The sequence below is a fragment of the Streptomyces sp. NPDC001508 genome, from assembly GCF_040298665.1.
Classification (GTDB): domain Bacteria; phylum Actinomycetota; class Actinomycetes; order Streptomycetales; family Streptomycetaceae; genus Streptomyces.
In genome coordinates, this window is the sequence record NZ_JBEPAP010000021.1 from 58,332 (window position 1) to 71,018 (window position 12,687).

Genomic DNA, 12,687 nt, shown 5'->3' on the forward strand with positions numbered 1-12,687 from the left:
AGGCTCCAAGCCCACCACACGCCTGCGGCCAACCCACGACGCATCACGGCTCAAGCCCACAACGCACCCGCGGCCAACCCACGACGTATCACGGCCGAACCAGCGGAGCGCCTACGTTTACGTCGGGTCCTCGCCGCGGTCCAGGGCCTTCCACAGGTCCTCGGGCCGGTCGGGGTCGACGGCCGCGGGGGTGCGGCGCGGGCGCGCCGTGCCGCGCTCGTAGCGGCCGGACATGGCGGGCCACAGACGGCCGTAGCGCAGCGCGAGGAGCCCGGCGAGCAGGAGCAGCACGCCGCCTACGGCGGCCACGTAGGGCCAGGCCGTGTGGCTGAGGGCGGCGACGCCGGCGGAGGTGTCGCCGGTGGCCTCGGCGGCCTTCTCGTCGAGCGCGGAGCCGTCGGAGGCGCCGGTCAGCGCGGCGGCGACCGTGCCGGCGCCGGACAGCGCGAGCAGGGCCGCGACCGCGAGCCGGCCGCTTCTGCGGACGGCGAAGACGGCGACGAGGGCGGCGAGGCCCACTATGGCGAGGGCCGCGGGGACGCCCGTCACGTCGCTGCCCTTCGCGGTGAGCGGGAAGGCGCCGCCGGCCACCGTGGCGGTGCCCTCCGCCCAGCGCTGGCGCGTGGCGAGCAGCGCCACGGCGGCGCCGAGCGCGCCGCACAGCAACGCCATGGCGAGGCTCCGACGGCCGGCCCATGCGGCTCCTGCGGCTTCGGAACGGGGGTGAGGTACGGCTGTCACGTACTCCACTATCGCCTGAACCCCGGGCGTTACGTCACCCGGGGTTCACTCAGCCCCTTCCGAGACGGTTCGCCGTGTGCACCGCGCGGAGCACCGCCGCCGCCTTGTTGCGGCACTCCTGGTCCTCGGCGACCGGGTCGGAGTCGGCGACGACGCCCGCGCCGGCCTGGACGTAGGCGGTGCCGTCGCGCAGCAGCGCCGTACGGATGGCGATGGCCGTGTCGGAGTCGCCCGCGAAGTCCAGGTAGCCGACGCAGCCGCCGTACAGGCCGCGCCGGGACGGTTCGAGTTCGTCGATGATCTGCATGGCGCGGGGCTTGGGCGCGCCGGAGAGGGTGCCCGCGGGGAAGCACGCCGTCAGCACGTCGAAGGCGGTGCGGCCGTCGGCGACCCGGCCGGTGACCGTGGAGACGATGTGCATGACGTGCGAGTACCGCTCGATGGACATGAAGTCGACGACCTCCACCGAGCCGGGCTCGCAGACCCGGCCGAGGTCGTTGCGCCCGAGGTCGACGAGCATCAGGTGCTCGGCGCGCTCCTTGGGGTCGGCGAGCAGTTCGTCGGCGAGCGCCTGGTCCTCCTGCGGGGTGGCGCCGCGCGGCCGGGTGCCGGCGATGGGGTGCACCATGGCCCGCCCCTCCTCGACCTTGACCAGTGCCTCGGGCGACGAGCCGACCACGTCGAAGGCGCCCCCGGAGCCGTCGGGCAGCCGCAGCAGATACATGTACGGGGACGGGTTGGTGGCCCTGAGGACCCGGTAGACGTCCAGTGCGCTCGCCGTGCACGGCGTCTCGAAGCGCTGCGAGGGGACGACCTGGAAGGCCTCGCCGGCCCTGATGCGCTCCTTGACGTCCTCGACGGCCGCCTGGAAGTCGGGGCCGCCCCAGCGCGCGGTGTACGGGGGCAGCGCGGAGGGCGGCAGCACCGCGGGGGGCTGGGCGACCGGGCGGCAGAGGTCGGCCTCCATGGCGTCCAGGCGGGCCACGGCGTCGGCGTGGGCCTCGTCGACGCCGGTGTCGAGGTCGTTGTGGTTGATCGCGTTGGCGATCAGCAGGACCGTGCCCTCCCAGTGGTCCATGACGGCCAGATCGCTGGTGAGCATCATGGTCAGCTCGGGCAGCCTCAGGTCGTCACGCTCGCCGGGTCCGATCCGCTCCAGGCGGCGGACGATGTCGTAGCCGAGGTAGCCGACCATGCCTCCGGTGAAGGGCGGCAGACCCAGGTCGTGGGCGAGGTCGCGGGGCGTGTGCAGGGCTTCGATCGTGGCGCGCAGGGCGGCCAGCGGGTCGCCGTCGACGGGGACGCCGACGGGCGGGGTGCCGAGCCAGTGGGCCCGTCCGTCCCGCTCGGTCAGGGTCGCGGCCGACCGGACGCCCACGAAGGAGTAGCGGGACCACTGAAACGCGGCGCGGCCGTTCTCCGCCGACTCCAGCAGGAAGGTGCCGGGGCGCTCGGCGGCGAGCTTGCGGTACAGCGCGACCGGGGTGTCGCCGTCGGCGAGGAGCTTGCGGGTGACGGGGATGACCCGGCGGTCGCCGGCCAGCTTGCGGAACGTCTCAAGGTCCATGGCGGCCGACCCTACTGACCCGCGCTGTTCGAACGCGCCCGCGGGGAGCCGGACTCCCCGGCCGGCGCGCCGGTGCCGGTGTCCTTGAGGAGCACGTCGGCGTCGAAGCAGGTGCGGGCGCCGGTGTGGCAGGCGGCGCCCACCTGGTCGACCTTGACCAGCACGGTGTCGGCGTCGCAGTCGAGGGAGACCGACTTCACCCACTGGACGTGTCCCGAGGTGTCGCCCTTGACCCAGTACTCGCGGCGGCTGCGGGACCAGTAGGTGCAGCGGCCGGTGGTCAGCGTGCGATGCAGCGCCTCGTCGTCCATCCAGCCCAGCATCAGCACCTCTCCGGTGTCGTACTGCTGGGCGATGGCGGGCAGGAGCCCGTCGGCGCTGCGCTTGAGGCGCGCCGCGATCTCCGCATCGAGACTGCTGGGCTGGGGCGAGCTGGTCATGGGTGCCATTGTGCCGCGCGGCACCGACAGCGCCGTGACCTGTCCAGTGGGTGGGCGCGCGGGGTGGCGGTGCCGGCGACGGGTGGGCGGAGCCGGGACCTGGTCGTAGGCTGACGGTATGTCGACCTTCGCCAAGCGTGAACGGCTTCTGCTCGCCGACCTCTTGGAAACCACCGGCCCCGAGGCGCCGACCCTCTGCGAGGGCTGGCAGACCCGTGATCTGGCCGCGCATGTGGTGGTGCGCGAGCGCCGCCCGGACGCCGCCGGGGGCCAGCTGGTCAAGCAGCTCGCGGCGCGCCTGCAGAAGGTGATGGACGAGTACGCCGCGAAGCCGTACGAGGAGCTGATCCAGCTGATCCGTACCGGCCCGCCGCGCTTTTCACCCTTCCAGCTCAAGCAGATCGACGAGGCCGCCAACACCGTCGAGTTCTATGTCCACACGGAGGACGTGCGGCGGGCCCAGCCGGACTGGACGCCACGCGAACTCGACCCCGTCTTCCAGGAGGCCCTGTGGTCCCGGCTGGAGCGCACCGCCCGGCTGCTGGGCCGGGGTGTGCCGACGGGCCTGGTGCTGCGCCGCCCCGACGGCCAGACGGCGGTCGCCCACCGGGGCGCGCCGGTGGTGACGGCGACGGGCGAGCCGTCCGAGCTGCTGCTGTTCGCGTTCGGCCGGCAGAGCGCGGCCAAGGTGGACCTCGCGGGCGACGAGAACGCGATCGCCAAGCTCCGGGAATCGAAGCAACTGGGCATCTGACACACACCGCCCGCCTCCGGCGGGAAGCCATCAACAACACACCCGGGGCACGCCGGGCGCCTCCCACAGAGAGTGGCCGAGGGGACGCCTGGTGTCATCGCGGGGACACCTGGGGCGCGCCAGGCCCCTCCCCCAGGGGACACCGACACAACCCCTGGGTACGTCGGGCACTTCCCGCAGGGACTCGTCGCGGGGACGCCTGGAGTGCGCCGAACGCCTCCCGCAAGGGACACAACCCTGGGCGCGCCTGGCACCTCCTGCAGAGAGTCGTCACTGGGACGCCTGGGGGCGCACCGGACACCTCCCGCAGGGAGTGGCCGAGGGGACGCCTGGGGGCGCACCGGACACCTCCCGCAGGGAGTGGCCGAGGGGACGCCTGGAGGCGCACCGGACACCTCCCGCAGGGAGTGGCCGAGGGGACGCCTGGAGGCGCACCGGACACCTCCCGCAGGGAGTGGCCGAGGGGACGTCTGGGGTGCGCCAGGCCCCTCCCTCAAAGGACGCCGACACAACCCCAGAGCGCGCCGGGCACCTCCCACGAAAGACGCCGACGCCCCCGGAGCACGCCGGGCAGCCCTCACAAGGGATGCCGACGCACCCCCCGGAGCACGCCGGGTGCCTTTCGTCATGGGGGGCCGACGCAGCCGCCTGGGGCGCGCCAGGCGCTGTCGGCGCACCGACGGAACTCTCTGACCAGGGACGATGCACCCTTGCGCGGAGATCGTCTCCCACGCTGTCGGAGATCTTTTCCCGCCGGACGAGGCGCCCCTCGCTCGCGACCTGGTCAGAGCGTCCGTCAACTCGTCCCCGTACGACGAGTGTTTCGTCGGTGCCCCCTGTCCGTAAGGGGTGTCGGCGGGACGCCTCGCCTTGGGTGCGGTGTCTGCGGGGGCATTCGAGGGGTGCCGTACCTCGGCCGCAGCGGGGTCGTCGGGTGTCCCCGGCGTCGGGGAGGCGGCGGATTTTCACCCGTCGGGCGGTGAGGATCGGTGGCAGGTGTCAGCCGGGGAGTTCCGCGTGGCGCAGGCCCGCTACACACAGGGCGACGGCGCCGCCGAGCCCGCAGACCGCAGCGCTGACGACGAACACAGGGCCGGGGCCCCACGCACCGATCGCGGCCGCCGCGACCGGCATGCTCAGCGGCGCGAGGCCCAGGCTGACCAGGCTTGCGACGGAAGTGACGCGACCCAGGTAGGCGGGGTCGGTCTGGGTCTGGAGCAGGGCGCCGCACAGGGCGCCGCTGAGCCCGGCGAACAGCCCGATGAGCAGGGCCGTGCCGACGGCGGCGACGAGGTGGGGGACGAAGGCGAGGGCGCCGATCGCGACGGAGCCCGCGAGGATCGCGTACCCGGCGACCAGGCCGGCCCGTGGCAGTCGGCCCCGGACGGCCAGCAGCAGCGACACGGCGGCCGCGCCGGTGCCGAAGCCGGCGAGCACCCAGCCCATCCCGGACGCGCCCCAGCCGCGCCGGTCGGCCAGCAGGGTCAGGCCGATGTTGAGCGGGCCGACGAAACCGAAGTCGCCGAGCGCGATGGCCGCCATCAGCGGGGCCAGCACCCGGTGCCCGCGGATGTAGCGCAGCCCGGCCACCAGGTCTCCCCAGGCGCGGAACCGGACGGCGGAGCCGTCGGTCCGCTCGGCGGCTCGCGACTCGGCGACAGGCGGCTCGGCAGAACACGCTTCGAGGACATGTGGTCCAACGACATGTGTTTCAACGACATGGCCGTCGCCGACATGGCCTTCGCCAACAGGTGGCTCGGCCGCGCGCGGCGCGGCGACATGTGGCACGGCAGCATATGGCGCCGCGCCATGTGGCCCAGCGACATATGCGTCCGCGCCATGTGGCTCGGTGCCATGTGGCCCGACCGGGCCCGGCTCCGAGGGACGCGGCTCGGGTATCGGTACGGCGCCCCGGCCGGGGATCGTGCCGTCGGTCGGCAGGGGGCGGAACCGTACCGAGACCAGTAGCGGCACCGACACGGCGATGAGCAGGCCCGCCAGGCCGAACGCGGCCGCCGCGCCGCCGATCGCCACGCCGAGGCCGCCGAGCGGGGCGCCGACGACGCTGGCGAAGCGGATGGCCAGCCCGCGCAGGCCCTGCACCCGGGCCAGTTGGTCCTCGCCGGTGATCCGGGCCGGGAGGGCGCCCACGGCGGGCATGAACACGGCGTCGACGGTGCCGAAGGCCAGGGCGAGCAGGGCCAGCGGCCACAGTCCAGGGCTGGTGAGCAGAAGCAGCACGGCCACCGCGACGACGGCCGCGCAGCGCACCGCGTCGCTGCCGATGACGACCCGGCGCGGCCCGAGCCGGTCGGCGACGACGCCGCCCCCGAGCATCAGCAGGGCACGCGGCAGGGCGCTGGCCGACATGACGAGACCCGCCTGGGCGGGCGTCCCGGCCTGGACGGCGGCCCAGGACAGCGCGATGTAGTAGACGTTGTCGCCGAGCATGGAGCAGGTGTAGGCGCCAAGCCAGCGCAGGACGTTGGGGTCCCGGTGGGCGGGGCGCGCGGCGCCGGTGCCGGACGCGGCGGGCAGGCCGGTGGCGGTGGACAAGGCGGCGGCCTCTCTCGGACGCGGAAACTCGGACGGGAGACTCGGACGCGGGATCTCGGAGGCGAAATGTCGGACGCGGGATCTCGAACGTGGGATCTCGAACGTGGAATGTCAGACGCGGAACGGGAATCCGTACACGTGCAGTGCGACGTTCTCGCGCCCTGCGGTGTCACCGGCGGCCTCGGCGGACCTGCTCCTGTCTTCGTACCGGCGCAGCAGGGCCATCAACTCCGCGCGCAGATCGTCCAGTTCGCCAGCGGTGAGCCTGACGAGCGACTCGCTGTCCGGTGCGGCGGCGTTCCACTCGGCGCTCCAGGTGGCCCGCTCGTCGAGGTAGCGCCGGTACATCTCGGCGCGCTGGTCGTGGAAGAGCCGGGTGGCGGCCAGGTGCGCCGCCGCCCGCTCGGGGGCGTCCCGGAAGTCCTTGTCCCGGACGGTCACGCCCTGTGAGGAGGGCCGCCACCACCGCTCACGGCCGTCGCCGCTCTGCCGCTCGGCCTCCTCGATCAGCCCGTGCTCGGCGAGCTTGCGCAAGTGGTAACTGACCAGCGACACCGCCTCGTCGACCTGATCGGCCAACTGCGAGGCGGTGGCGGTCCCGGCGATGTACAGCAGGCGGTACAGCCGCAGGCGCAGCGGATGGGTCAGCGCCTTCAGGGTGCCGAGATCGGTGATGGGGCGGGTCTCCTCGCGTGCCATGCCCTCACCGTAGATATAAAAGAAAAGTTGCACAATAATCCTTGCGCAACTTTCCTTTCGTATCTCCGGAGCGGAGCGTCAGCGCACCGGGTGGCCGGCCTCTCGGAGGGCGCGTTTCACCTGGGCGATCCGCAGGTCGCCGAAGTGGAAGACGGAGGCAGCGAGCACCGCGTCGGCGCCGGAGGCGACGGCCGGCGCGAAGTCCGCCGGCTTGCCCGCGCCGCCGGAGGCGATCACCGGGACGGTGACGTGCTTGCGTACGGCCGCGATCATCTCCAGGTCGTAGCCGTCCTTCGTGCCGTCCGCGTCCATGGAGTTGAGCAGGATCTCCCCCGCGCCCAGCTCGGCGGCCCGGTGTGCCCATTCGACGGCGTCGATGCCGGTGCCGCGGCGCCCGCCGTGGGTGGTGACCTCGAAGCCGCCCGCCGGGGTGCGGCGCGCGTCGACCGAGAGGACCAGCACCTGGCGCCCGAACCGCTCGGCGATCTCGCGGATCAGCTCGGGGCGCGCGATCGCCGCGGTGTTCACGCCCACCTTGTCGGCGCCCGCCCGCAGCAGCCTGTCCACGTCCTCGGCGGTGCGCACGCCGCCGCCGACCGTCAGCGGGATGAACACCTGCTCGGCGGTGCGGCGCACCACGTCGTACGTCGTCTCCCGGTTGCCCGAGGACGCGGTGATGTCCAGGAAGGTCAGCTCGTCGGCGCCCTCGGCGTCGTACACCTTGGCCATCTCGACGGGGTCGCCCGCGTCGCGCAGGTTCTGGAAGTTGACGCCCTTGACGACCCGCCCGTTGTCCACGTCCAGGCAGGGGATGACTCGGACCGCCAGGGTCATGAATCCACGGCTCCTCTTGCTGCTTGTTGCCCATGGTGGCCCCGGAAGGCCTCCAGTTCCACTTCGACCAGGATGCGCGGGTCGACGAAGCCCGCCACGACCAGCAGGGTCGAGGCCGGGCGCACGGAGTCGAACAGTTCCTTGTGGGCCCGGCCCACCTCGTCGACATCGCGCAGATGGGTCAGATACATCCGGGTCCTGATCACCGAGGCGGGCCCAAGACCGAACTCGGCGATCGCCTCCAGCGCGCTGGTGAACGCCATCTTCGCCTGCTCGTAGGGGTCGCCCTCCCCGTGCAGCACCGGGCCCTTGAAGGACGTGGTGCCCGCCACCAGCACGCGATCGCCCACCGCGACGGCGCGCGCGAAACCGAAGCTCTCTTCCCAGGGACTTCCGCTCTGTGCGCGCCGCACGGCTTCGGACGTCATGACGACACAGCCTCCAGGGCCTCTTCGAGGGTGAACGCCTTCGCGTACAGGGCCTTCCCGACAATGGCGCCCTCGACACCGAGGGGCACCAGCTGGGCGATGGCCCGCAGGTCGTCCAGCGAGGACACGCCTCCGGAGGCCACGACCGGGCGGTCGGTGGCCGCGCAGACGTTCTTCAGCAGCTCCAGGTTCGGGCCCTGCAGCGTGCCGTCCTTGGCGATGTCGGTGACGACGTAGCGGGCGCAGCCCTCCTTGTCGAGGCGCGCCAGGGTCTCGTAGAGGTCGCCGCCGTCCCGGGTCCAGCCGCGCCCGCGCAGCGTGGTGCCGCGGACGTCCAGGCCCACCGCGATCCGGTCGCCGTGCTCGGCGATCACCCCGGCGACCCACTCGGGGCTTTCCAGGGCGGCGGTGCCGAGGTTCACCCGGGTGCAGCCGGTGGCGAGCGCGGCGGCGAGGGTGGCGTCGTCCCGGATGCCGCCGGACAGTTCCACCTTGATGTCCATGGCGCCCGCGACCTCGGCGATCAGCGCGCGGTTGTCACCGGTGCCGAACGCGGCGTCCAGGTCGACCAGGTGCAGCCACTCGGCGCCCGAGCGCTGCCAGGCGAGGGCGGCCTCCAGCGGGGAGCCGTACGAGGTCTCGGTCCCGGACTCGCCGTGCACGAGGCGGACCGCCTGGCCGTCCCGGACATCGACGGCGGGAAGGAGTTCGAGCTTGCTCACAGTGTTCCGATCCAGTTGGTGAGGAGCTGGGCTCCGGCGTCGCCGGACTTCTCGGGGTGGAATTGCGTCGCCCACAGGGCGCCGTTCTCGACGGCCGCCACGAACGGCTCGCCGTGCCTCGACCAGGTCACCTTGGGGGCGAGCAGCTGCGTGCCGTGCGTCTGCAGGGTCCAGTCGTGGACGGCGTAGGAGTGCACGAAGTAGAAGCGGGCGTCCGCCTCCAGGCCGGCGAACAGTTCGGAGCCGGGCGGCGCGGTCACGGTGTTCCAGCCCATGTGCGGCACGATCTCCGCCTGAAGCGGCTCGACCGAGCCGGGCCACTCGTCGAGGCCCTCGGTCTGCACGCCGTGCTCGATGCCGCGCGCGAACAGGATCTGCATGCCGACGCAGATGCCCAGAACCGGGCGCCCGCCGGACAGCCGACGGTCGATCACCCAGTCGCCGCGGGCGGCGCGCAGCCCCCGCATGCAGGCGGCGAAGGCGCCGACGCCGGGCACCAGCAGGCCGTCCGCGTTCATCGCCCGGTCGAAGTCACGGGTGATCTCGACATCGGCTCCCGCGCGGGCGAGGGCGCGCTCGGCGGAGCGCACATTGCCGAAGCCGTAGTCGAAGACGACGACCTTCCGGGCTGCGCTCAATTCCACACCTCCAGCCGCAGCACGCCGGCGACCAGGCACATCGCGGCGCCGATGGACACCAGCACGATCAGGCTGGCAGGCATCTTCTGCTTGACGAAGGAGATGATGCCGCCGACGAGGAACAGGCCGACGACGATCAGCAGGGTGGACAGTCCGTTCATGGCCTACAGGGCGCCCTTCGTGGACGGGAGGATGCCGGCGGCGCGCGGATCCCGCTCGCTCGCGTAGCGCAGGGCCCGTGCCAGTGCCTTGAACTGGCACTCCACGATGTGGTGCGCGTTGCGCCCGTAGGGCACGTGCACATGCAGCGCGATCTGCGCCTGGGCGACGAAGGACTCCAGGATGTGCCGGGTCATCGTGGTGTCGTACTCGCCGATCATCGGCGCCATGTTCTCGGGCTCGGTGTGCACCAGGTAGGGGCGGCCGGACAGGTCGACGGTGACCTGGGCGAGGGACTCGTCCAGCGGGACCGTGCAGTTGCCGAAGCGGTAGATGCCCACCTTGTCGCCGAGCGCCCGCTTGAACGCGGCGCCGAGCGCGAGGGCGGTGTCCTCGATGGTGTGGTGGGAGTCGATGTGCAGGTCGCCGTCGGTCTTCACGGTCAGGTCGAACAGACCGTGCCGGCCGAGCTGGTCGAGCATGTGGTCGTAGAAGCCGACGCCGGTGGCGATGTCGGTGCGCCCGGTGCCGTCGAGATCGATCTCGACCAGGACCGAGGTCTCCTTGGTGGTGCGCTCGACGCGTCCGACGCGTCCTTCGCGGTTCATGAACTCTGCTCCTTCTTCAACTCACGTACCGCGTCGAGGAACGCGTCGTTCTCCTGGGGGGTTCCGGCGGACACCCGCAGCCATCCCGGTACGCCGTTGTCCCGGACCAGGACGCCCCGGTCGAGGATCCGCTGCCAGGCCTCGTGCGCGTCGGCAAACCGTCCGAACTGGACGAAGTTCGCGTCGGACTCCGTGACGGCGTAGCCGATCGCGCGCAGTTCGCGCACCAGCCGGTCGCGCTCCGCCTTCAGCCGCTCGACGTACTTCAGCAGTGTGTCGGTGTGCTCCAGGGCGGCCAGCGCGGTCGCCTGGGTGATCGCCGACAGGTGGTACGGCAGCCGGACGAGCTGGACGGCGTCCACCACCGCCGGATGTGCGGCCAGATAGCCGAGCCGCAGCCCGGCCGCGCCGAACGCCTTGGACATGGTCCGCGAGACGACCAGGTGCGGCCGGCCCGCGAGCAGCGGCAGCAGCGAGTCGCCGTGGCTGAACTCGATGTACGCCTCGTCCACGATCACCATGGACGGCTTGGCCGCCTGTGCCGCGTCGTACAGCGCGCGGACGGTCTCGGGCGGAACCGCGTTGCCGGTGGGGTTGTTGGGGGTGGTGATGAAGACGACGTCCGGGCGGTGCTCGGCGATCGCCCGCTCGGCGGCGGCGAGGTCGATCGTGAAGTCCTCGTGGCGGGGGCCGGAGATCCAGCCGGTGCCGGTGCTGCGCGCGATGAGCGCGTGCATCGAGTACGACGGCTCGAAGCCGATCGCCGTGCGGTCCGGGCCGCCGAAGGTCTGCAACAGCTGCTGGATGACCTCGTTGGAGCCGTTGGCCGCCCAGACGTTCTCGATGCCGAGCGGGTATCCGCCGGTCCGCGTCAGGTACTTGGCCAGCTCCGTGCGCAGCTGGACCGCGTCCCGGTCGGGGTAGCGGTTCAGGTCGCGGGCCGCGATGCGCACCCGCTCGGCGATCCGCTCGACCAGCGGCTCGGGCAGCGGGTAGGGGTTCTCGTTCGTGTTCAGCCGTACGGGGACGTCCAACTGGGGCGCGCCATAAGGGGACTTGCCGCGCAGTTCGGCCCGTACGGGGAGATCGTCGATTCCGGGGTTCACTTGCTCGTCGGTACCTTCCAGCCGAACCTCGCCTTGACGGCCGCGCCGTGCGCGGGCAGATCCTCCGCCTCCGCCAGCGTGACCACATGGTGTGCGACCTCGGCCAGCGCGTCCCTGGTGTAGTCGACGATGTGGATGCCGCGCAGGAAGGACTGGACCGACAGACCGGAGGAGTGGCAGGCGCAGCCTCCGGTGGGCAGGACGTGGTTGGACCCGGCCGCGTAGTCGCCCAGGGACACCGGCGCCCAGGGGCCGATGAAGATCGCGCCGGCGTTCCTGACGCGGTCGGCGACCGCGGCGGCGTCGGCGGTCTGGATCTCCAGGTGCTCGGCGCCGTACGCGTCGACCACCCGAAGGCCCTCGTCGACGCCGTCGACCAGCACGATCGCGGACTGCTTGCCGCCGAGCGCCGGGACGATCCGGTCCTCGACGTGCTTGGTGGCCGCGACCTGCGGCGCCAGTTCCTTGTCCACGGCATCGGCCAGCTCTACCGAGTCGGTGACCAGCACGGCCGCGGCCAGCGGGTCGTGCTCGGCCTGGCTGATCAGGTCCGAGGCCACGTGCACCGGGTCGGCGGTGTCGTCCGCGAGGATGGCGATCTCGGTGGGCCCGGCCTCGGCGTCGATGCCGATCCGGCCGGTGAAGAACCGCTTGGCGGCGGCGACCCAGATGTTGCCGGGGCCGGTGACCATGTTCACGGGGGCGCAGGACTCGGTGCCGTAGGCGAACATCGCGACCGCGGTCGCGCCGCCCGCCGCGTACACCTCGTCGACGCCGAGCAGCGCGCAGGCGGCCAGGATCGTCGGGTGCGGCAGGCCGTCGAACTCGGCCTGGGCCGGGGAGGCGAGGGCGATGGAGGCGACGCCGGCCTCCTGCGCGGGCACCGCGTTCATGATCACGGAGGACGGGTAGACCGAGCGGCCGCCCGGCGCGTAGAGCCCGACCCGTTCGACCGGCACCCACTTCTCGGTCACCGACCCGCCGGGCACGACCTGGGTCGTGTGCGTCGTACGACGCTGCTCGCGGTGGACGAGGCGGGCGCGGCGGATCGACTCCTCCAGGGCCGCGCGGACCGCCGGATCGAGGGTCGCGAGCGCGTCCGTGAGGGCCTTGGCCGGCACCCGGACGGATTCCAGTCGTACCCCGTCGAACCGCTCCGCGAAGTCGATCAGTGCCGCGTCCCCGCGATGATGCACGGCTTCGCAGATCGGGCGCACCTTCTCCAGTGCGGCCTGAACGTCGAAGTCGGCTCGGGGCAGCAGGTCGCGCAGGGCGGGGCCCTCGGGAAGGGCGTCGCCGCGCAGATCGATTCGGGAGATCACAGGCTCAATTCTCGCAGACCGGGGTGACGGGTGGTGCGCGCGTATCAATGGCTGATACAGAACTCGCCCGGACGCCGGAAGATCCTCTTCACGTATCGCGTTCGGGGCGTCAC

14 protein-coding genes are annotated in these 12,687 nt (G+C 72.3%); 1 reads left to right on the forward strand and 13 read right to left on the reverse strand.

Going from position 1 to position 12,687, the window contains the following annotated elements; translation table 11 throughout:
- Nucleotides 1-117: 117 nt before the first annotated feature.
- The 3 genes from ABT245_RS20335 to hisI are packed head-to-tail and all read right to left on the reverse strand — an operon-like array spanning nucleotide 118 to nucleotide 2,748.
- Nucleotides 118-750 carry a TIGR02234 family membrane protein gene (locus ABT245_RS20335; protein ID WP_351735452.1) on the reverse strand — a complete coding sequence of 211 codons (633 nt, stop codon included), beginning with the start codon at nucleotides 748-750 and terminating at the stop codon, nucleotides 118-120.
- Between the two features lie 40 nt (nucleotides 751-790).
- Nucleotides 791-2,308 (reverse strand): anthranilate synthase component I, encoded by a 1,518-nt coding sequence (locus tag ABT245_RS20340; protein WP_351735454.1) that lies wholly within the window; start codon nucleotides 2,306-2,308, stop codon nucleotides 791-793.
- 11 nt (nucleotides 2,309-2,319) lie between these two features.
- The gene (hisI, locus tag ABT245_RS20345; RefSeq protein ID WP_351735456.1) at nucleotides 2,320-2,748 is read right to left on the reverse strand and encodes a phosphoribosyl-AMP cyclohydrolase; all 429 of its coding nucleotides are present in this window, start codon (nucleotides 2,746-2,748) and stop codon (nucleotides 2,320-2,322) included.
- A gap of 118 nt (nucleotides 2,749-2,866) precedes the next feature.
- Here hisI and ABT245_RS20350 point away from each other — a divergent pair, with 118 nt between their 5' ends.
- Nucleotides 2,867-3,502, forward strand: a complete 636-nt coding sequence (locus ABT245_RS20350; protein ID WP_351735458.1) for a TIGR03085 family metal-binding protein — start codon at nucleotides 2,867-2,869, stop codon at nucleotides 3,500-3,502.
- A 999-nt stretch (nucleotides 3,503-4,501) separates the two neighbouring features.
- Here ABT245_RS20350 and ABT245_RS20355 read toward each other — a convergent pair.
- From ABT245_RS20355 to hisD, 10 genes are all read right to left on the reverse strand, one after another.
- Complete coding sequence (locus ABT245_RS20355) at nucleotides 4,502-6,058, reverse strand: MFS transporter (RefSeq protein WP_351735460.1); 1,557 nt, start codon at nucleotides 6,056-6,058, stop codon at nucleotides 4,502-4,504.
- Nucleotides 6,059-6,169: 111 nt separating this feature from the next.
- Entirely contained in the window at nucleotides 6,170-6,757 is a 588-nt protein-coding gene (locus ABT245_RS20360; RefSeq protein WP_351735462.1) for a helix-turn-helix domain-containing protein, read from the reverse strand.
- Between the two features lie 78 nt (nucleotides 6,758-6,835).
- On the reverse strand, nucleotides 6,836-7,591 hold the full coding sequence (gene hisF / locus ABT245_RS20365) for an imidazole glycerol phosphate synthase subunit HisF (protein ID WP_351735464.1): 756 nt from the start codon (nucleotides 7,589-7,591) through the stop codon (nucleotides 6,836-6,838).
- Nucleotides 7,588-8,019: a RidA family protein gene (locus ABT245_RS20370; RefSeq protein WP_351735466.1), complete on the reverse strand. Its 432-nt coding sequence runs from the start codon at nucleotides 8,017-8,019 to the stop codon at nucleotides 7,588-7,590. Before ABT245_RS20370 ends, hisF begins: the two co-directional genes overlap by 4 nt.
- Entirely contained in the window at nucleotides 8,016-8,741 is a 726-nt protein-coding gene (gene priA, locus ABT245_RS20375) for a bifunctional 1-(5-phosphoribosyl)-5-((5-phosphoribosylamino)methylideneamino)imidazole-4-carboxamide isomerase/phosphoribosylanthranilate isomerase PriA (protein WP_351735468.1), read from the reverse strand. The genes ABT245_RS20370 and priA overlap by 4 nt, the downstream gene beginning before the upstream one ends.
- Nucleotides 8,738-9,379, reverse strand: coding sequence for an imidazole glycerol phosphate synthase subunit HisH (gene hisH, locus ABT245_RS20380; protein ID WP_351735470.1), 642 nt, complete (start codon nucleotides 9,377-9,379; stop codon nucleotides 8,738-8,740). The genes priA and hisH overlap by 4 nt, the downstream gene beginning before the upstream one ends.
- Nucleotides 9,376-9,540 carry a CG2302 family histidine operon protein gene (locus ABT245_RS20385; RefSeq protein WP_351735472.1) on the reverse strand — a complete coding sequence of 55 codons (165 nt, stop codon included), beginning with the start codon at nucleotides 9,538-9,540 and terminating at the stop codon, nucleotides 9,376-9,378. Before ABT245_RS20385 ends, hisH begins: the two co-directional genes overlap by 4 nt.
- Before the next feature lie 3 nt (nucleotides 9,541-9,543).
- The gene (gene hisB, locus ABT245_RS20390; RefSeq protein ID WP_351735474.1) at nucleotides 9,544-10,146 is read right to left on the reverse strand and encodes an imidazoleglycerol-phosphate dehydratase HisB; all 603 of its coding nucleotides are present in this window, start codon (nucleotides 10,144-10,146) and stop codon (nucleotides 9,544-9,546) included.
- Nucleotides 10,143-11,252 (reverse strand): histidinol-phosphate transaminase, encoded by a 1,110-nt coding sequence (locus ABT245_RS20395; RefSeq protein ID WP_351735476.1) that lies wholly within the window; start codon nucleotides 11,250-11,252, stop codon nucleotides 10,143-10,145. The genes hisB and ABT245_RS20395 overlap by 4 nt, the downstream gene beginning before the upstream one ends.
- Entirely contained in the window at nucleotides 11,249-12,574 is a 1,326-nt protein-coding gene (gene hisD, locus ABT245_RS20400) for a histidinol dehydrogenase (RefSeq protein ID WP_351735478.1), read from the reverse strand. The genes ABT245_RS20395 and hisD overlap by 4 nt, the downstream gene beginning before the upstream one ends.
- Nucleotides 12,575-12,687: the final 113 nt, after the last annotated feature.